Source organism: Micromonospora sp. NPDC023869 (genome assembly GCF_055559695.1).
The window spans coordinates 87,122-105,229 of the sequence record NZ_JBVHKD010000013.1 but is presented as its reverse complement, the minus strand read 5'-3'; the positions used below and the strand labels follow the sequence as shown (position 1 = coordinate 105,229).

The window sequence follows — 18,108 nt, the reverse complement described above, 5'->3', positions numbered from 1 at the left end:
TCTACAGGTACGTCGCGAACCAGTCGAGCATGGGTTCGGGGCGGCGCTGGAACTCCAGGTAGCCGTCCCAGCGTGCGGTCGTCCCGTCGATCCAGTGCAGCTTCTTGTCGGTGACGGGGATGTTGTCGTACATGGTCTGGACGTCGTCGGGGTCGGTGAGGATGTCGTCGCGTACCTGGTAGAGGAAGGTGGGGACGCGCACGTGGCGGGCCCACTCCTGGGGGCTGCGACGGGCGAAGTCGATGCCGGTGTGCCGGATGATGAGCTGTTCCAGGTCGTTGAGGCGTTCCGCCGCGTCGAGCAGCGCCAGTCGGCGTTCCATGATGACGCGGGCGGTCACCGGCTGGGGCGCGACGAGGCAGCGTACGCCCTCGAACGCCTGGGGGAACTGGGTCATGGCGGCGAAGGTGGAGCTGGCGCCGAGGCATCGACTGAACAGGCCGATGGTCGCGTCGCGGGTGTCCGGGCGGTGGCGGGCGTAGGTGAGTGCGCCGACGACGTCGCGGGCCTCGAAGAGGCCGCTTGAGCTGATGCCGCCGTTGGCGGCGCCGCTGAGGCCGTGGTTACGCAGGTCGTAGGCGAGGACGTGGTAGCCGGCATCGTGCAGGATGCGGTAGTCGGGGTTGAAGTCGACCTCGAAACCGTTGCCGCTGGCTGCCCAGGCCGAGTGCCAGGGTTCCAGGTGGGTGGGCAGGCCGGCGCGGGTGAAGCCCATCGGGTGGTTCGCGATGACCAGCTTGGTCGAGCCGGGCGCGGGCAGGAACCAGCCTTCCAGCGGCACCCCGTCGTGGGACGGGAAGGTGACGTCCTCGAAGTCGAGCCCGACCTCGCGCGGTGAGTGCAGCACCGGTGAGCGGGGTGGGTGGCTGAATCCGGCCGCGATCCGGTCCAGCAGGTGTGACATCTGGTCGCTCATGGTGTCAGTCCTCTCCGTCTGGTCGTCCGCGTCGAGCCGGTCACGCGCGGCGGCGAGGGCTCTGGCCATGGCGCCGGGTGGACGCGCGAAGGTGGTGGTGGGTGTCGGGGTGGGGCCGGTGTGGACGGTGATGGCGTGTGGGTAGACGAATTCGAGGAGTCCTTCGTCGCCGTGCTTGCGGCCGTGGCCGCTGTGTCCGCGCCCGCCGAACGGCAGTCCGGCGTTCTGGGAGAAGGCGAGCGCGTCGTTGACGCTGGTCATGCCGACGCGCAGGCGACGGGCGATGTCCTCGCCCCGGTCGCGGCTGAACACGGCGCTGCCCAGGCCGTACGGGCTGGCGTTGATCCGGGTGATCGCCTCCTCGGTGTCGCGGACCCGGACGATCGCCAGCACCGGCCCGAAGGTCTCCTCGGTGGCGGCCAGGGCGTCCGGCGGGACGTCGACGAGGATCGTGGGTTGGACGTACCGGTCGTCGGTGCCTCCGTCGGCCGGGGGGCCGACCACGGCGGTGGCGCCCCGTCGGAGGGCGTCGGCGACGTGGTGGCGGATGACCGGGATCTGCGCCGGTAGGGGGACCGGGCCGATCAGGTCGTCGTCACCGCTGCCGGCGTGCACCCGCCCGGCGTGGGCGGCGATCTTCTCCACCAGGGTGTCGTGCACGGCGTCCACGACGTAGGCCACCTCGAGGCTGATGCAGCCGAGGCCGGCGTTCTGCAGCGCACCCCAGGTGATGTGGGCGGCGGCGGAGTCCAGGTCGGCGTCCTGTGCCACCACGACGGCGTCGTTGCCGCCGAGTTCCAGCAGTGCCGGGGTCAGGCGCGTGGCGCAGTCCGCGGCCACGGCCCGGCCCGAGCGGACGCTGCCGGTGAACGCGACCTTGTCCACGCCGGTGGTGAGGTGTCGGCCGGTGGCGGCGAAGCCGACCACGGCTTGGAAGGCGCCGGGCAGGTCGGGTACGGCCCGCCGCCAGGATCGGGCCAGCCAGACGCCTACTCCGGTGGTGACCGGGCTGGGCTTGAGGATGACGGCGTTGCCGGCGGCCAGGGCGTGGATGACGATCGCTCCCGGGGTGCCGAGCGGGAAGTTCCACGGCCCGATCACGCCGACCACGCCGTACGGGAGGTGTTCCACCCACGCCCGCTGGTGGGGCATCGCGGCCGGCGCGGGGATCTCGCGGCGGCCGAGGACCCGTTCGACGTTGTCGAGTGCGAAGGTCAGGTGCCCGAGGACGGAGAGCACCTCTGCCCGGCCGTCTTCCAGGGACTTGCCGTTCTCCGCGTGGATCAGCGCCGCCAGGTCCTCCCCGCCCCGGGCGATCTCCCGGCGCCAGGCACGTAGTCGTACCGCCCGTCCGTCGAAGCCGAGGTCCCACCACGGTCCGGCGGCGGTCCGTGCGACCTGGACGGCCGCGCCGACCTGCTCGGGACCGGCCGCCCGGTAGCGGGCCAGTTCGTCGCCGGTGCTCTGGTCGAAGGTGATCACCTCGTCGCCGGTGGTGTCCGGGTCGCCGTCCCGGGTCGCGGTGCTCTGCGTGGTCTGCGTGGTCTGCGTGGTCATCGTCGTTCCCCGATCGTCGAGTGTCGGTCCGGCGGCGGCGTCGAGCCGTCGAGGGCGGTACGCCGGATCAGCGTCAGTACGTGTGCGCGCAGCTCCGCGAATCGGGGCAGGCGCTTGGTGGACACCTGGTCCCGTGGGCGGGGAAGGTCGACCTGCACCGTGTCGAGTACGACGCTCGGGCGTGCGGACATCACCACCACCCGATCCGACAGGTAGACCGCCTCGTCGATGTCGTGCGTGACGAGCAGCATGGTGACGCCGGTGTCGTCGCGTACCCGCAGGATCAGGTCTTCGAGGTCCGCGCGGGTCTGGGCGTCCACCGAGGCGAACGGCTCGTCCAACAGCAGGATCTCCGGTGCGTACGCGAGGCCCCGGGCGATCGCCACGCGCTGCTGCATGCCACCGGAGAGCTGCCACGGGTAGCGGTCGCCGAACCCGCTCAGGCCCACCGCGTCCAGCGCCGTGGCGACCCGTTCGGCGCGGTCGGCCGTCGACCGGTACCGGTTGCGCAGCGGCAGACCGACGTTGCGTCGCACGGTGAACCAGGGCATCAGCGACCGGCTGTAGTCCTGGAAGACGGAGGCGATCTCCTTCGGTGGACCGGTGACCGGCACGCCGTCGAGGGTGACCGTGCCCGACGACGGCTTCAGGAGGCCGCAGAGGCACTTCAGCATGGTCGTCTTGCCGGCGCCGGACGGCCCGACGATGCAGACGAACTCTCCCTTGTCGACCGTCAGGGTCAGGTCGCGGATCGCCTCGACGGCATGTGCACCGGAGCCGTACGTCTTGCCCAGGTTCGTGACCGAGAGCATGTCAGTTCCTTTCCGTCATGCCGATGTGCCAGCGCAGGACGCGTCGTTGCAGGACGAGGAAGAGGGCGCTCAGTGCCACCCCGAGCAGGCCGAGCAGCACGGTGCCGGCCCACATCTGCGGTACGTCGAAGGAGTTGCGGGCGCTGAGGGTGACGAAACCGACACCGTTGGTCGCGGCGTACAGCTCGGTGACCACCATCATGATGAAGGCGATCCCCAGCGCCGTGCGGATGCCGGCGAAGATCTGTGGTGCCGCCGCCGGCAGCAGGACGAAGGCCAGTCGCTGCACGGGGGTGAGCCGGTACGAGCGGGCCACGTCCTGCAGGTGCGGGTCTGTGCCGCGGACCGCGTCGGCCGTGTTCAACAGCACCGGGAACAGGCAGACGAACGCGATGACCAGGATCTTCGAGGCGTCACCGATGCCGAAGAGGACGACGCTGATCGGGATCAGTGCGGTGCCGGGTAGCGATCGGCCGAACTGCACCGCCGGGTTCAGGGCGTTCCGGAGCAGTCGGTGGCGGCCGAGTGCGGTGCCGACGGCGATACCGACGACGGTCGCGATCAGCAGGCCGGCGAGGAGCCGGGTGACGCTGGGAACCAGGTCCGAGCCAAGTCGTGTGAACAGCCATGACTCGGCGAAGGCGGCCAGGACGTCGGGCAGCGGCGGGTAGAAGGGTGAGGTGCTTGCCGTCGAGGTCGTCCACCAGAGCAGGACGAGCAGCACGGGTACGAGCAGCCGGAGGCCGGTTCTCTTCACGTTCGGCCTCCTCATGCCTGCTGCGTCCGGTAGGCGGAGTGCCAGCGCAGTGCCCGCCGTTCCAGCCGCTCGAAGACGGCGTTGAGGCCGACGCCGAGCAGGCCGGCGATGACGATGACGCCGTACGTCGCGTCGTAGCGGCCGTTGCCCGCGTAGGTGGCCAGGGTGTTGCCGAGGCCGGGTACGGCGCCGATGAGTTCCATCGCGATCGCCACCAGCAGCGTGATCGTCGAGGCGATCCGCAGGCCGGTGAAGAGGTACGGCAGCATGCTCGGGGTCGTCACCCAGAGCAGTCGCTGCGGTGTGGTCAGTCCGAACACCCGTGCCGTGTCGGTGGTGACCGGGTCGACGTCCCGCACGCCGTAGAGCGTCTGGAGCAGCATCGGCCACAGGGCCGCCACCGCCGCGAGCACGACCACCACCACCGGCCTGGCGCCGAGCAGCAGCAACATGACGGGCAGATAGACCACGACCGGGATCGGGCGGAGGAACTCGACCACGCCGAGCAGAAGCTCGTTGACCACCGGGACGCTCGCCATGGCGGCCCCGACGAGCGCGCCGAGCGTGACGCCGATGACCAGCGCGGCGGCCCAGTGCGCCAGGGTCTGTGACACGGCCGTCCAGAGGACGGCGGTGCCGATGTTGGCCCAGAGCCAGGTGGCGATCGCGGAGGCCGGCGGGACCTCGGCCGGGAGTACGCCGATGCCGGCCGCCGCCTGCCAGGTGCCGAGCAGCGCCGCCGTGGTGAGTACGGGTAGCAGCGGGGTGGGTCTCATCGGCTACTCCGAGATCCGGAGCCCGCGCGGGGGCGTGTCGAGGTCGTGCGCGTCCGGTGATTCCGACCAGGTGAACTCGTCCAGCGCCGGTGCCGTGTCGATCCGGTCGTAGTCGACCATCAGCCGGGCGACAAGTTCCGCCGAGCGTCGGTCGATCCCGCTGACGTACCAGGGCAGCGGTAGTCGCGCCACTGCCTCGGTGGGCGCGCCGGTGGTCCGTACGATCGTCGCCCGGACCGCGTCCGGGTTGTCGTTGGCGTACGCGGTCGCCTCGTTCCACGCCTGGAGGAAGCGTCGCATGACGTCCGGATTGCGGTCCACGAACCGCTGGGAGCCCATCAGGATGCTCGGTACGCTGCGCGGGCCGAGCGCGCTGGTGGCGGGGTTGCCGAGGGAACGGAACCCACCACCGGTCAGCAGTTGACCGGCGAACGGTTCCAGGGTGCTGATCGCGTCGACGCGGCCCTGCCGCAGCGCGGCGACCTGGTCCTCGAACGGCACGGCGAGGATCCGGACCGCGTCGGGGTCGCCGCCTGCCTGGCGTACCGCTTCGAGGAGGGTCAGGTCGAAGAAGCTCTCCAGACCGTTGACGGCGACGGTCCGGCCGGTCAGGTCCGCGAACGACCGGATGTCGCTGTGTTCCGGCACGATCAGGGAGAAGGCGTCACCCTCCGGCGACTCGTAGTCGGTGACCAGCGAGGTGACGATCTCCACCGGAAAGCCGGCGGCGACGGCGGCCGGCACGGCGGTGATCTCGCTGACGGCCAGGTGGATCTGTCCGTTCAGGAGCAGCGCGACGCTGTTGGCGCTGGCTCCGGAGCCTGGTACCTGGTCGATCTCGAAGCCGTGTCGTTCGAAGATCCCCTGGTCGACGCCGAGCGAGAGCTGGGCGTTGTTGGCGGTCGGGCTGAAGTCGATGACGAGTCGGGTCAGGCCCGATCCGGTGGTCTCGGCCGGTTCGCCGTCGGTGCCGCAGGCGCCTGCGGCGGCGAGCAGGCCGAGGGCCAGGCTCGTGGCCGTCAGTCTCCGGCCGGCTCTGCGGTGTGGCGGGTGCCGCCCCTGTGTCCCGTGCATGGCCTTGATCCCCTTCCGTGCTCAGTCGCTTGAGTGGATGGATCGTCGGCGGAATCGACGACATCGACCCGCATGACGACAGTATCAAGACCTTGATATGACGCAAGTGCTGAATTCAGATCAAGATGCGGTAAGCTCCGTGACCGTGACCGACGAAACGGCAGTGACCTTCGATCGCGAGGAGATGCTCGGCCGCGTCGCGTCGACACTGCGCCGGGCCGACCTCGCCGTGCTCGCCGCCAAAGAGCCGCCGCTGCGCAAGGTCGGCGTGTCAGGCTCGCTCTACGCCGTCCTGGCCAACCTGGGAGTGGCCCCCGGTCTGACCGGTGCCGAACTCGCCCGCCTGGTCGGGGTGACACCGCAGGCGATCACCCCGCTGGTCGTGAAACTCGTCGAACGCGGCCTGATCGAACGTCGCCCCCACCCGCGCCACGCCAACATCCAGGAGTTGCACCTCACCGACAGCGGGCGCCGCGAGACGGCCAGAGCCGACCGGATCATGCTGCACCTGGACAACCACATCCGCGATTCGCTCGGCGACGAGGACTACCAGCGACTCCGTGTACTGCTCGACGCCGTCATCCGCAGCATGCCCTCCTGGACTCCCCCGCCGGACGAATCGTCCTGACGTACGTCTGCGCTGGGGACATCGACGGCGTAGCACTCACGAACGGATGTCACCGTCGAACGTGGAGTTCCGGCGGCATTCTGTCCTCGGTGACTGCCGGAGCCAACTCAGGACCAACACCCGACACGTGACGAACCGCTCGGGTGGCTGTCGTCACCCGAGCGCTCTTCTCGGTGGCCGCCCGGAGGTTGTCAGTGTTCGTCGGAGGCAAGCAAGCTGACACCCGCAGGGATTCCGCCAAGCGATCAGGAAGCAGGTGCCACAGTGGTCCCGATCGAAGTCGCCGGTCGACCGGTGTCCGACCCGCTTGGCGTCTTCGTCGACTACTGCAAGCAGCATGCCCGCACGGTTCGCGCCTACGACTGGCTGGCCGGCGCGTACCCGGTGTTGACGCCAGCGCTCATCAAGGTAACCCGCGCGCCGTACATGGGCAGCAGGATCAGTCGAGAGCAGGAGCACCACCTGCTCCGGTTGAGCGAGACCGCACCCTGGGGCGAGGTTCCGCTCGACGCTCACCTCCGCGACGCCGACCCGATGGCCGACAACGGCTACTACGACGGTGCGCTCCGGTTGTACCAGCACTTCTTTCAGGATCGGCCGCCAGGGCTCGGGCACGCGAAGGTGCGCAAGGCGCTGCATCTGGTGCGGCCTGGCCTGTTCATCATCCTCGACAGCGCGCTGCTACGGCGGTACCGGCGGGCTGCCGAGGCGGCAGCCCGCGAGTTGCAGCAAGCAGGCCGGCAGGCACCACCGCAGCGGGCGTACTGGGCGGCATACCGCACTGATCTGCTACGAGCCACCGATGGCCTCGCAGCGCTACGGGGCGCCGCCCGCGACCACGACGATCCGCTGGTCGCCGAGGCAGCAGAACGCCTGACGGACGTACGCCTGCTGGACATCCTCGCCTGGACGCCGGACCGAGAGGCTGCAGCGGCCTCGTGACGTTCGATCCGATCGACGCGATCGGTGACCTGACCTCTGTGGATGTCATCCACGACCGCCCACGCCTGTTCGTCGACCGACGGAAGACGCCGATCGCACCGGCCCGCCTAGCGCCGGTCGGCCGGGAACCAGCCGGCCCGACCGAGGGCGCCGGGTAGCCGGTCCTTGCCGAGCTGCTCGCCGATCCACGCCGCCGTCTCGATGACCTTCGACGGGTCGAGGCCGGTGGGGTGGCCGGAGCGGTGCAACGCGTAGGTGAGGTCCTCGGTGGCCACGTTGCCGGTGGCCGCCGGAGCGAAGGGGCATCCGCCGATCCCCCCGACGCTGGCGTCGAGCACGGTGACGCCCGCTTCGACCGCCGCCAACGCGTTGGCGACGGCGGTGTTGCGGGTGTCGTGGAAGTGGGCGCGCAGCGGCACACCCGGTGCCGCGGCCGTCACGGCGGAGACCAGGGCGCGCACCTGGGTGGGTACGCCCACCCCGATGGTGTCCGCGAGGGCGATCTCGTCGGGCTCGCCCTCGGCCAGCCGTCGCGCCAGGTCACCCACGGTCGTCGGAGAGACGTCGCCTTCGAAGGGGCAGCCGAAGGCGGCGGCCACGGTCACGCTGGCGCGCACTCCGGCGGCGTGGGCGGCCTTGGCGATGTCGGTCCAGGCACCGATCATGGCTCCGACGGAGGCGCCCTGGTTGCGCTGGCTGAAGGTCTCGGTGGCGACGACGACGCAGTTCACCTCGTCGACTCCGGCCGCCAGCGCCCGGTCCAGCCCGCGCCGGTTGAGCACCAGGCCGATGTACGATACGTCGCTGCGTCGTGGCACTGCGGCCATCACCGCTTCGGCGTCGGCCATCTGCGGCACCCGGTCGGCGCGGACAAAGGAGACCGCTTCGACCCGTCGGGCTCCGGCCTCGACACAGCGCCGGATCAACTCGATCTTGCTCGCTGTCGACAGGATCTCGGGCTCGTTCTGCAGACCGTCCCGTGGAGACACCTCCACCACCTGAACCACCATATGTATACAATCTCAGACTGTCAGAGCGGCGGCAAGGGTGCCGACGACATGCGGCTCACACGACGGAGGCACGGGTGACGAATGCCGCGGAGGACGCGTACGAGGCGCTGCGGAGCGCGATCCTGAACGGCTCGATCGGCCCGCGTGCCCGCCTGGGCGAGATGGAGTTGTCCCGGCAGTTCGGCGTCAGCCGGACGCCGATCCGGGAGGCGCTGCGCAGGCTCACCGCGGAGGGCCTCGTCGTCTTCCAGCCCAACCGTGGCGCACGGGTCGCGGAATGGTCGCTCGGCGATCTGCAGGACATCTACGAGATCCGCGCCCGGCTGGAGAGCTACGGCGCGGCCCTGGCCGCCAAGCGCATCGAACCCGAGGTCCTGGACCGGCTGGACGGGCTCTGCGATCAGATGGAGGAGCTGGCCCGGCGGATGGGTCCACAGGATCTGGACCGGATCGCCACCCTGAACGCCGAGTTGCACAACGCGGTGCTGAAGGCCGCCGCCAGCCCTCGGCTCACCTCGCTGCTGTCCGCGGTGGTGGAGGTGCCGCTGGTCGTACGGGCGTTCCGCCTCTACACGCCGGATGCCCTGGCCCGCAGCATGGCGCACCACCGGGACCTGGTGGCGGCGCTGCGGGCCAGGGACGCCGAGTGGGCGTCGAGCACGATGCGCGCCCACGTGCTGGCCGCCCGGACGGTGCTGCTCGACGGCATGGTGGACCGCCCCGAGCTGTGAGCGGTCGCTACTCCCCCACCGCCGTGCGGGTCAGCTTCCGGGCGCTCCGGGCTTGATGCAGGCCACCTCCCGGTCGGCGCCGATCGGCGTCAGTCGCACCTCGGTCTGTACACATCTGTCCTCGCCGACCGGGCAGCGTCCGTGCAGGACACATCCCGGTACGAGCTGGGTCGGGCTCAGCGGATCACCGACCAGCCGGGCCGGGGCCAGCTCCTGGTCGGGATCGACGGGCAGGGCCGCCGCCAGCAGGGCGCGGGTGTACGGGTGCTGTGGATCGGCGAACACCAGCTCGGACGGGCCGGTCTCGACGACCCGCCCCCGGTACATGACGGCGATGCGGTCACTGACGTACCTGACCGTGTGGATGTCGTGCGAGATGAACAGGTAGCCCATGCCGAGTTCGGCCTGCAGGTCGGCGAGCAGGCGCAGGATCTGGGCGCGGACCGACAGGTCGAGTGAGGACGTGGGTTCGTCCAGCACGACCAGGGACGGCTCGGTCACCACGGCCCGGGCGATGCCGACCCGCTGCTGCTGCCCGCCGCTGAGTTCACCGGGATAGCGCCGTGCCATGTCGGGGGCGAGTCCGACCTGTTCGATCATCTGCGCGACCCGGGCACGGCGCTGTGCGGTGGACATCGCCGGCCGGTGGATGGCCAGCGGTTCACCGATGATGTCGGCCACCCGCATCCGGGGGTTCAGCGACTCGAACGGCTCCTGGAAGATGATCTGCAGCTTCGCGCGCAGCTTGCGCATCTCGGCGGCGGGCAGCGCGAGCATGTCGGTGCCGTCGAAGCGCACCGAGCCCCGAGTCGGTTCGATCAGACGCAGGGCCAACCGGCCCAGCGTCGACTTGCCGGAACCGCTCTCGCCGATGACCGCCACGGTCTCTCCGGCGTCCACCGACAGCGACACGTCGTCCAGCGCGTAGACCCGGGTGTCGCCGCCGACGTGGAACTCCTTGCTGACGTTGGTCAGCTCCAGCAGACTCACTGCGCTGCCTCCTTCTCCTGGGGCAGGTGACACCAGTACGTCCGGCCGGAGGTCTGGGTCACCGCGGCCGGGACCACCTGGGCGCACGGTTCGAAGGCGTGCGGGCAGCGGTCCCGGAAGGGGCATCCGGACGGGTAGTCGATCAGGTCGGGCAGTCGACCGGTGAGGTGCACCAGCGGCTGACCGGGCCGGGGAATGGCCCGGATGAGCGCCTGCGTGTACGGGTGGCGGGGGTCCTTGAGGACCTCCCGGACGGTGCCGTGTTCGATGACCTTGCCGGCGTACATGACGACGACCCGGTCGCAGTACTGCGCGACGACGCCGAGGTCATGGGTGACCAGCAGCATCGAGCGGTCGTGTTCGCGGACCAGGCGGCGGATGAGGTCCAGGATCTGCCGTTGCACGGTCAGGTCCAGGCCGGTGGTCGGTTCGTCGGCGATCACGAAGGTCGGGTTGAGCAGCATGGCCATGGCGATCACCACCCGTTGGGCCATGCCGCCGCTCAACTGGTGGGCGTAGCCGTCGAGGACCCGGTCCGGTCCGGCGATGCCGACGTCGGTGAGCGCGGTGCGGGCCCGGTCCCGGACCTCGCCGTCGGCCTTGACCCCGTGCGCGGCCATGATGGTGGCGAACTGCCGGTGGATGCGCATCACCGGGTTCAGGGCGCTGAACGGGTTCTGGGCGATGAAGCCGATCTCCTTGCCGCGTAGTCGGCGCAGTTCGCTGCGGCGCAGGCCGAGCAGGTCGACGCCGTCGAAGCGGGCGGTGCCCTCGACCACCCGGCCGGGCGGTCGGACCAGGCCGAGGATGGACCGGATGGTCACCGACTTGCCGCATCCGCTCTCGCCGACGACGCCGACGATCTCGGCCCGGTCGACGTGGAAGTCGACTCCGTTGACCGCGTGGACCAGGCCGTCGGGCGTGTCGAACCGGGTGGTCAGGCCGCTGACCTCCAGCAGCCGTCCGGCGGATCCGCCGGAGGGCGGCGGGGTGGGACGGCTGTCGGGTCGACGTCGGGCGTTGAGCAGGCTCATCGTTGCCTCGCCCGGCCGAAGGTGTCCTGCAGTTCGTCGCTGATGGCGTTGAAGCAGAGCACGGTGAGGAAGATGGCGAGGCCGGGGAAGACCGAGACCCACCACTGGCCGGTCGTCATGTTCTGCGCTCCTGTCTGGATCATCGCGCCCCAACTCGCGTCGGCGGCGTTGATGCCGATGCCGAGAAAGGAGAGCGAGGCGATCACGACGATCGAGTGCGCGACCGCCAGTGACGCCTGGGCCAGGATGATGCCGGTCATGTTCGGCAGGACGTGCCGGAACATCACGCGTGGCCCGGTCGCGCCGATGGCGTGGGCGGCCTCGATGTAGCGGCTCTCCCGGATGGTCAGTCCCTCGCTGCGGACCAGTCGGACGAAGCGGGGGACGTTGATGATGGCGATGGCGACCACGACGTTCTCGATGTTGTTGCCCATCAGCGCCACCAGGGCGATGGCCAGGATCAGCAGCGGGAACGCCTGGAAGACGTCGAGGGCCCGGACGACCCGTTCGCCCCACGGTCCGCGGTGCAGGGCGGCGAGCCCGAGCAGCACGCCGATCACCAGCGAGATCAGCATGCCGGCGAGGGCCAGTGGGATGTCCACCCCGGCGGAGGCCACCAGGCGGCTGAACACGTCGAGGCCGAACTTGTCGGTGCCCATCCAGTGCTCGCCGTCGGGGACGGTGAGGGTGTTGGTGGACGGTTCCGCCGGGTCGTGCGGCAGCGGTGCGAGGTAGGCCGCGGCGAGCATGCTCGTCAGGATGGTGCCGGGCACCCACAGTCGCCACCGTCGGCGGCCCCGGGGCCGTTTCCTGGTCGTCGGGGCGGTGACCGTGGTGGGGTCGGCGGCCAGGGTCTCAGTCATAGCGCACCCTCGGGTCGAGCGCCGCGACCAGGATGTCCAGCGCGGTGAAGGCCAACAGGGTCCCGAGTCCGGCGGCCAGGATGAAGCCCTGCACGGCCGGGATGTCGAGCTGGAGGATCGAGTCGATCGCCCACTCGCCGAAGCCACCCCAGGAGAAGATGGTCTCGATGATGGCCGCGCCGCCGAGCAGCGCGGCGAGCAGGATGCCGCCGTAGGTCAGGATCGGGGTCCGGGCCTGGCGGAAGGCGTACGCGAGGACGGTGCGCTCGCGCAGCCCGCTGGCGCGGGCGAACTCGACCTGCTTGGACTCCAGCGCCGGCACCAGGGAGGCGTACGTGCTGCGGGCGAAGTACGCGGAGTAGTAGATGCCCAGCGTCAGGACGGGCAGCACCGAGTGCGCCACCGCCGATCGGAAGGTGCCCATGTCCCCGGAGATCAGGGAGTCCAGCAGCAGCGCCCCGGTCACGGTCGGCGGTGGTTCGTCCATCAGACCGAGTCGGCCGACCGGTGCCGGCGCCCACCCGGCGAGATAGAAGAGCAGGTAGATGAGCAGCAGCGCGAGGAAGAAGTCCGGGATGGACTGGAAGGTGGTGACGACGAAGCGGGAGGTGCGGTCGGCCACCGTGCCCTTGCGGTAGGCGCCCAGGGTGCCGAGGCCGATGCCGAGGAGCGCGGCGAGGGTGAGGGAGAGGAAGACCAGTTCCAGGGTCGCCGGGGCGAACCGCAGGATCTCGTCGAGGATGGGCCGGTCGGTGTAGTAGGACGAGCCGAGGTCGCCGCGGACCAGGTTGCCGAGGTAGGTGACGAAGCGTTCCCACAGGGGCTGGTCCAGGCCAAGGCGGCGTTCGATCTCGGCCAGTTCCGTCGGGGAGGCGGCCGGTCCGGCGATGACTCCGGCCGGGTTGCCGGGCAGCGCGTTGACCAGCAGGAAGGCCAGCACGATGACGGAGAGCAGGCCGACCGGGAGGAAGAGGATCCGTCGGCGGGCGTATCTGAGGACCCGCATCACGCACCTCCCGGTTCGAGCAGGGTGGTCGCCTCGTCCAGGGTCAGGACCTGCGCGTACTTGGCGTCGAGGTCGAACAGGGCGGCCTGGTGCGGGCGTGGGTCCCGGTCCAGGCAGGCGTCGGCGACGACGAGTGGGACGAAGCCGTGTTGCAGGGCGTCCACCGCGCTCGCCCGGACGCAGCCGCTGGTCGAGGCGCCCGCGATGAGCAGGGCGTCCACGCCCAGGACGCGCAGGGTGCTGGCGAGGCTGGTGCCGAAGAAGGCGCTGGCGTACTGCTTGGTGACGACCGCTTCATCGGCGGCGGGTGCCAGGATCGGTGGTGCGGCGGCGAGGTGGCTGCCGCGTTCGAAGACCCGCAGGGCGGGCACCTTGCGGGTGAACAGGCCGCCGTCGATCCCGCCGGGGGCGAGTTCGACCCGGGTGTGGATCACCGGGGTGCCGTGGCGTCGGGCGGCGTCGAGCAGGTCGGCGCAGGCCCGCAGGGCGGGTGGGTTCTCGTCACCGGCGTAGAGCGGTGAGGCCGGGTCGAGGTAGGCGCGCACCAGGTCGACGAGCAGGAGCGCACGGCGGGTGCCGTGTCCCAGGTCGCCGCCGAAGCCGGCGTTGCGGTAGTCCGCGTGGAGGTCATTCACCGTGTCCGCCTCTAGATGACGCCGCTGGCACGCAGTTCGTTGATCTCGGACTTGGCCAGGCCGACGATGTCGGTCAGCACCTGGTCGGTGTGTTCGCCGAGGCGGGGGCCGGTCCACTTGACCCGGCCGGGGGTGCGCGACAGTCTCGGCACGACGTTCTGCATGGGAAACTCGCCGAACTCGGGGTGGTCGACGCGGACGATGGCCTCGCGGGCGGCGAAGTGCTCGTCGTGGAGCATCTCCGGGGCGCGGTAGACGCGGCCGACCGGGACGTCGTGTTTGATCATGACGGCCATCAGGTCCTCGGTGTCGTGCCGGCCCGACCACTCGGCGATGATGGCGTCGAGTTCGACCTGGTGGCGGCCTCGGGCGGCGTGGGTGGCGAAGCGGGCGTCGGTGCTCAGCTCGGTCATCCCCATGGCCGAGGCGAGGCGCCGGAAGACGGTGTCCTGGTTGGCGGCGATGAGCAGCAGGCCGCCGTCGCGGGTGGGATAGACGTTGGAGGGTGCGATGTTCGGCAGGATGGCGCCGGTACGTTCGCGGACGTGGCCGCCCAGCGTGTACTCGGGCAGCAGCGACTCCATCATCGCCAGGACCGCCTCGTAGATCGCCGAGTCGACGACCTGGCCACGGCCGCTCTGGTCGCGTACGCGCAGGGCCATCACCGCGCCCAGGGCGGCGAAGGTGCCGGCCAGGGAGTCGCCGAGGCTGACGCCCACCCGGCTGGGTGGGGTCTGCGGGTCGCCGACGACGTAGCGAAGGCCGCCCATCGCCTCACCGACCGAGCCGTAGCCGGGTCGACTGGAGTACGGTCCGGTCTGGCCGAAGCCGGAGACGCGCACCATGACCAGGCCGGGGTTGTCGGCGGAGAGGTCCTCGTAGCCGAGGCCCCAGCGTTCCATCGTCCCGGGTCGGAAGTTCTCGACGACCACGTCGCTCTGCGCGATCAGCTGCCGGGCGACGGTCTGACCTTCGGGTGTGCGCAGGTCGACGGTGATCGACTTCTTGTTGCGGGCGACGATCGGCCACCACAGCGACTTGCCGTGCGGCTTCTCCTGGCCCCATTCGCGCATCGGGTCGCCCTGGCGTGGCGGCTCGCACTTGATGACGTCGGCGCCGAAGTCGGCCAGCAGTTGGCTGCAGAAGGGGCCCGCGAGCAGGGACCCGAATTCGATCACGCGCACGCCGTGAAGCGGTCCTTCGTGGTGCGTTTCGCTAGACATGGACACCTCTCATAGCAGCCCACCCGAGTGGGTGTTTGTATACAACAGTTCTGCGTCGTCCGCTGTCAACAGCGGCTTTTGTCAGCCGGAGCCAGAGCTGGATCCCGTGGTGGACCTCCGTGCATACAGTGGTTAGTGGTGTGCCATACCGATCACCCGCCGAGCCGACGGCCGAGCAGCCGCCCGAACGCCAGCGCCGGGGTCACCGCCATTCCCCCGCAGAACGCGGCGCCACTGGTGGCGCCCATGCCGATGGCCTCACCGACGGCGTACAGGCCGGCGATGACCGCGCCGTCGTCGCGGCGTACCCGGAAGGCGGGATCGACGTCCAGGCCGCCGAAGCTGCAGAGCAGCGCGGCGGCCGACCGCACCGCGTAGAAGGGCGGCCGGGCCACGCGGTGGCCCAGCGCCCGTCGGCCGAGCGGATCGACGCCCCGGTCGACCGCCAGGTGGTACGCCCGCACGGTGCGCCGCAGGCCGTCCGGATCGATTCCCGCCCGCCGGGCCAGGTCGGTGAGGTCGTCGGCGACCCAGGCGACGTCTCCCTGCCGTGCCTGGGCGCGGAGCCCGTCCGGCCCCCACGCGGGCACCAGGGGTGACCCGGCGTCGACGGCCGCGTCGTCGCACACGATCCAGAACGCGGCGTCCGGCTGGCTCTGCACGGCCCGCTCGTGACGGGTGACGTCGCCGAGATCCTCGGCCACGAACCGGTCGCCGTCGACGTTGACCCAGATCTCCCGGGGTGCGCGTTCGGCGGGCGCCAGATGCGCCACCTCGGACCAGAAGTCCACCCGGCCCGGCGTCGAGCGACGTTCGAGCAGGCCGAGGCGGGGGGTGTGCAGGTCGGCGAAGCGGACGGCGGCGCCCAACGGCGTGGCCATCTCGACCGCGTCGCCGGTGGACGTGGGCTCGGCGTTGGTCACCAGGCGGGGTGCGCCCGGGGTCACCGCGGAGAAGATCTGCGGGTTGGCCCCGTACCCGCCCGAGGCCAGCACCGTGACACCGGCGCGCAGCTCGCGGTCACCGTCGGGGGTACGCACGACGGCGCCGGTGACGGCACCACCCTCGGTGCTCAGGTGCAGGGCGCGTGAGCGCAGCCGCAGGGTGACCCGACCGGCGTCCACCTGCGCGGCGAGCAGTGGTCGTAGCGTCTCGCGGATCGAGCGGCCCCGATCGACGCCCCAGTAGGTGCGGGGTCGGGAGTATGGCGAGTGTCCGTGGTAGACCACCGGCATGCCGGGTGCGAACGGGAAGCCGTTCTCGTCGAGCCAGTCGACCACCCCGGGGGCCTCGTCGACGGCCAGCCGGATCAGGGCGAGGTCACCCTGGCCGTGCCCGATGCGCCGCACGTCGGCGAAGTGCCGGTCCGGGTCGTCGTCGATGCCGGCCGCGCGTTGCCGGCGGGTGCCGGCGGCGCTCATGTGCCCGGCGGAGACCCGCAGGGTGCCGCCGATGTCGGTGCCGACGTCGACCAGGTCGACGCGGAGCCCGGCGCGGGCCGCCTCGATCGCGCAGGGCAGACCTGCGGTGCCGGCACCGATCACCAGGACGTCGGCGTGGCTGGTCACGGTGCCCGTCCGGTTCCGGTGACGAAGGAGACCACGGCGGTGGCGAACTCCTCCGGCACCCGCCACGGCAGTTGCCCGGTGGTGTCGGTCAACTGAATCGACGTCGCGTCCGGGCGGATCTGCCGGGCGATGTCGTCGCAGTGGGCCAGCATGTCGCGGGCCGCGGTGAGCAGCAGCACCGGGCAGGGTGCGGTGCGCAGCGGCTCGGTGGGGTCGTAGCGGAAGGCGGCGCGGTAGGCCCAGTTGTACCGCTCGAACACCGAGGCGATGTTGGCCACCGCGAGGTTGACCAACTCCGGTGGCTGCTCCCAGATGTCCAGGTACCGCGCCCAGAGATCGCGAAGATGCTGGCCGGACGGGTCGATCGGCTTGTCCGGCGCCCAGGTGGCACCCAGCCGTTCCCGTTCGGCCCGGTCGAGCACGAGGCCGGACAGGATCGCGTGGGTGACCCGGCCGGGCGTGGCGAGGTCGGTGACCGCCAGCGCCAGGGAGGCGCCGGTGTGCTGTCCGGCGACGGCGAACTCGTCGATGCCCAGCGCGTCGACGGCGTCGAGCAGCAGGCGCGCGTAGCCGGGGATCTCCAGGGGCTCGGGCGGCGGGTCGGACTGCCCGTACCCGGGGGTGTCGAAGGCGTACGCGCGCAGTGATCGGCCGAGCGCGGGCATGGCGGGCGCGAAGACGTTGGAGGCCTGCGGCGACTCGTGCAACAGCACGAGCGCCGGTCCCCGGGTGCCGCTGCTCCGGTAGTGGATCTGGGCCCCCGGCGGGCCCACGTATCCGCGCATGTCACTCCCCTCGCTCGGTCGGTGCTGCGGGCGGCGGAGGCCGCCGCTTCGGGGCGGTCGACCGCGCCGACCGTCGCTTCGGGCTGCCGCCGGGTGCGGGCGTCGCAGGGCGGCCGGCCTCACCGGTGGTCTCCCCGACCGGGTCCGGCCGGTCCTCGCCACCGGTGACGTCGGGTTCCGGTCCGGCGCCGTCGGGGCGTTCGGCCTCGCGGGGGTGGCCGCCGGTCGGTGGGGTGTCCCGGACGAGGTGCGCCGGCACGGCGGGACGGCCGACGACGGTCGCGGCGATCGTGCCGCCGGTCGCCGCGACGGCTCGCCGGGCACTGTCCACCGCCGCCGTCGTCGAGGCCATGTCGCCGATGAAGGAGACCGTGACGAGGCCGTCGCCGATGCGGCTGACGCCGATCACCGTCACCTCGGCTGCCTTGGCCATCACGTCGACGGCGACGATCGAGGCAGCCAGTCCGCGCGTCTCGACCATGCCGAGCGCACCCGCATTCCACAGGTCCACGTCAGTCCTTCACATAGTTGACCCACGCCTCGGTCTCCAACCGGTCGACGATCGCGACGATGGTGGAGTCCACGGGCGCCTGGCTGGATTGCCGTTCCGCCAGCCGCGCGGCACTGCCGCAGGCGACCAGGACGACCTCGCCCCGGCCCGCGCCGACGGTGTCGACGGCGACGTACGGCTCCACGGCGTGCCCCTCACCCAGGGGCGTGACGACGAGCAGCTTGGCGCCGGTCAGCGTCTCGGCCTTGACGGTGCTGACCACCGACCCGATCACCCGGGCGATACGCATG

At 70.9% G+C, this 18,108-nt stretch carries 19 protein-coding genes; 3 read left to right on the top strand and 16 right to left on the bottom strand.

Annotation, left to right across the window (positions count from 1 at the left end; all coding sequences use genetic code 11):
• Position 1 precedes the first annotated feature (1 nt).
• From ACZ31C_RS27740 to ACZ31C_RS27720, 5 genes are read right to left on the bottom strand one after another with little or no spacing between them, the layout of a single operon-like run.
• Positions 2 to 2,473 (bottom strand): aldehyde dehydrogenase family protein, encoded by a 2,472-nt coding sequence (locus ACZ31C_RS27740; RefSeq protein WP_465797774.1) that lies wholly within the window; start codon positions 2,471 to 2,473, stop codon positions 2 to 4.
• Positions 2,470 to 3,285: an ABC transporter ATP-binding protein gene (locus tag ACZ31C_RS27735; RefSeq protein ID WP_465797773.1), complete on the bottom strand. Its 816-nt coding sequence runs from the start codon at positions 3,283 to 3,285 to the stop codon at positions 2,470 to 2,472. The genes ACZ31C_RS27740 and ACZ31C_RS27735 overlap by 4 nt, the downstream gene beginning before the upstream one ends.
• 1 nt (position 3,286) lies before the next feature.
• Positions 3,287 to 4,042, bottom strand: coding sequence for an ABC transporter permease (locus ACZ31C_RS27730; RefSeq protein WP_465797772.1), 756 nt, complete (start codon positions 4,040 to 4,042; stop codon positions 3,287 to 3,289).
• 11 nt (positions 4,043 to 4,053) lie between these two features.
• Positions 4,054 to 4,818, bottom strand: a complete 765-nt coding sequence (locus ACZ31C_RS27725) for an ABC transporter permease (protein WP_465797771.1) — start codon at positions 4,816 to 4,818, stop codon at positions 4,054 to 4,056.
• Between the two features lie 3 nt (positions 4,819 to 4,821).
• A complete protein-coding gene (locus ACZ31C_RS27720; RefSeq protein WP_465797770.1) occupies positions 4,822 to 5,892 on the bottom strand; it encodes an ABC transporter substrate-binding protein in 1,071 nt (356 codons plus the stop codon).
• A gap of 145 nt (positions 5,893 to 6,037) precedes the next feature.
• Between ACZ31C_RS27720 and ACZ31C_RS27715 the strand changes: the two genes are divergently transcribed.
• Positions 6,038 to 6,520 (top strand): MarR family winged helix-turn-helix transcriptional regulator, encoded by a 483-nt coding sequence (locus ACZ31C_RS27715; RefSeq protein ID WP_396750273.1) that lies wholly within the window; start codon positions 6,038 to 6,040, stop codon positions 6,518 to 6,520.
• A 264-nt stretch (positions 6,521 to 6,784) separates the two neighbouring features.
• Positions 6,785 to 7,462, top strand: a complete 678-nt coding sequence (locus tag ACZ31C_RS27710; RefSeq protein WP_465797769.1) for a hypothetical protein — start codon at positions 6,785 to 6,787, stop codon at positions 7,460 to 7,462.
• 107 nt (positions 7,463 to 7,569) lie between these two features.
• Here ACZ31C_RS27710 and ACZ31C_RS27705 read toward each other — a convergent pair whose 3' ends face one another.
• A complete protein-coding gene (locus tag ACZ31C_RS27705) occupies positions 7,570 to 8,460 on the bottom strand; it encodes a hydroxymethylglutaryl-CoA lyase (protein ID WP_465797768.1) in 891 nt (296 codons plus the stop codon).
• 86 nt (positions 8,461 to 8,546) lie between these two features.
• On the opposite strand from ACZ31C_RS27705, the gene ACZ31C_RS27700 reads away from it, so the two are divergent.
• A complete protein-coding gene (locus ACZ31C_RS27700; RefSeq protein ID WP_396694313.1) occupies positions 8,547 to 9,203 on the top strand; it encodes a GntR family transcriptional regulator in 657 nt (218 codons plus the stop codon).
• A 30-nt stretch (positions 9,204 to 9,233) separates the two neighbouring features.
• Here ACZ31C_RS27700 and ACZ31C_RS27695 read toward each other — a convergent pair whose 3' ends face one another.
• From ACZ31C_RS27695 to ACZ31C_RS27650, 10 genes are all read right to left on the bottom strand, one after another.
• Positions 9,234 to 10,193, bottom strand: a complete 960-nt coding sequence (locus tag ACZ31C_RS27695; RefSeq protein WP_465797767.1) for an ABC transporter ATP-binding protein — start codon at positions 10,191 to 10,193, stop codon at positions 9,234 to 9,236.
• A complete protein-coding gene (locus tag ACZ31C_RS27690) occupies positions 10,190 to 11,227 on the bottom strand; it encodes an ABC transporter ATP-binding protein (protein WP_465797766.1) in 1,038 nt (345 codons plus the stop codon). The genes ACZ31C_RS27695 and ACZ31C_RS27690 overlap by 4 nt, the downstream gene beginning before the upstream one ends.
• On the bottom strand, positions 11,224 to 12,090 hold the full coding sequence (locus tag ACZ31C_RS27685) for an ABC transporter permease (protein WP_465797765.1): 867 nt from the start codon (positions 12,088 to 12,090) through the stop codon (positions 11,224 to 11,226). Before ACZ31C_RS27685 ends, ACZ31C_RS27690 begins: the two co-directional genes overlap by 4 nt.
• Positions 12,083 to 13,096 (bottom strand): ABC transporter permease, encoded by a 1,014-nt coding sequence (locus ACZ31C_RS27680; RefSeq protein WP_465797764.1) that lies wholly within the window; start codon positions 13,094 to 13,096, stop codon positions 12,083 to 12,085. Before ACZ31C_RS27680 ends, ACZ31C_RS27685 begins: the two co-directional genes overlap by 8 nt.
• Complete coding sequence (locus ACZ31C_RS27675; RefSeq protein WP_449949235.1) at positions 13,096 to 13,731, bottom strand: isochorismatase family protein; 636 nt, start codon at positions 13,729 to 13,731, stop codon at positions 13,096 to 13,098. The genes ACZ31C_RS27680 and ACZ31C_RS27675 overlap by 1 nt, the downstream gene beginning before the upstream one ends.
• Positions 13,732 to 13,742: 11 nt before the next feature.
• Positions 13,743 to 14,915, bottom strand: coding sequence for a CaiB/BaiF CoA transferase family protein (locus ACZ31C_RS27670; protein WP_465797763.1), 1,173 nt, complete (start codon positions 14,913 to 14,915; stop codon positions 13,743 to 13,745).
• A gap of 191 nt (positions 14,916 to 15,106) precedes the next feature.
• Entirely contained in the window at positions 15,107 to 16,522 is a 1,416-nt protein-coding gene (locus ACZ31C_RS27665; protein ID WP_465797762.1) for an FAD-dependent oxidoreductase, read from the bottom strand.
• Positions 16,519 to 17,307: an alpha/beta fold hydrolase gene (locus ACZ31C_RS27660; RefSeq protein WP_465797761.1), complete on the bottom strand. Its 789-nt coding sequence runs from the start codon at positions 17,305 to 17,307 to the stop codon at positions 16,519 to 16,521. The genes ACZ31C_RS27665 and ACZ31C_RS27660 overlap by 4 nt, the downstream gene beginning before the upstream one ends.
• Position 17,308: 1 nt before the next feature.
• Positions 17,309 to 17,818: a BMC domain-containing protein gene (locus tag ACZ31C_RS27655; protein WP_465797760.1), complete on the bottom strand. Its 510-nt coding sequence runs from the start codon at positions 17,816 to 17,818 to the stop codon at positions 17,309 to 17,311.
• A 1-nt stretch (position 17,819) separates the two neighbouring features.
• Positions 17,820 to 18,107 (bottom strand): EutN/CcmL family microcompartment protein, encoded by a 288-nt coding sequence (locus ACZ31C_RS27650; RefSeq protein WP_396694295.1) that lies wholly within the window; start codon positions 18,105 to 18,107, stop codon positions 17,820 to 17,822.
• Between the last annotated feature and the right edge of the window lies 1 nt (position 18,108).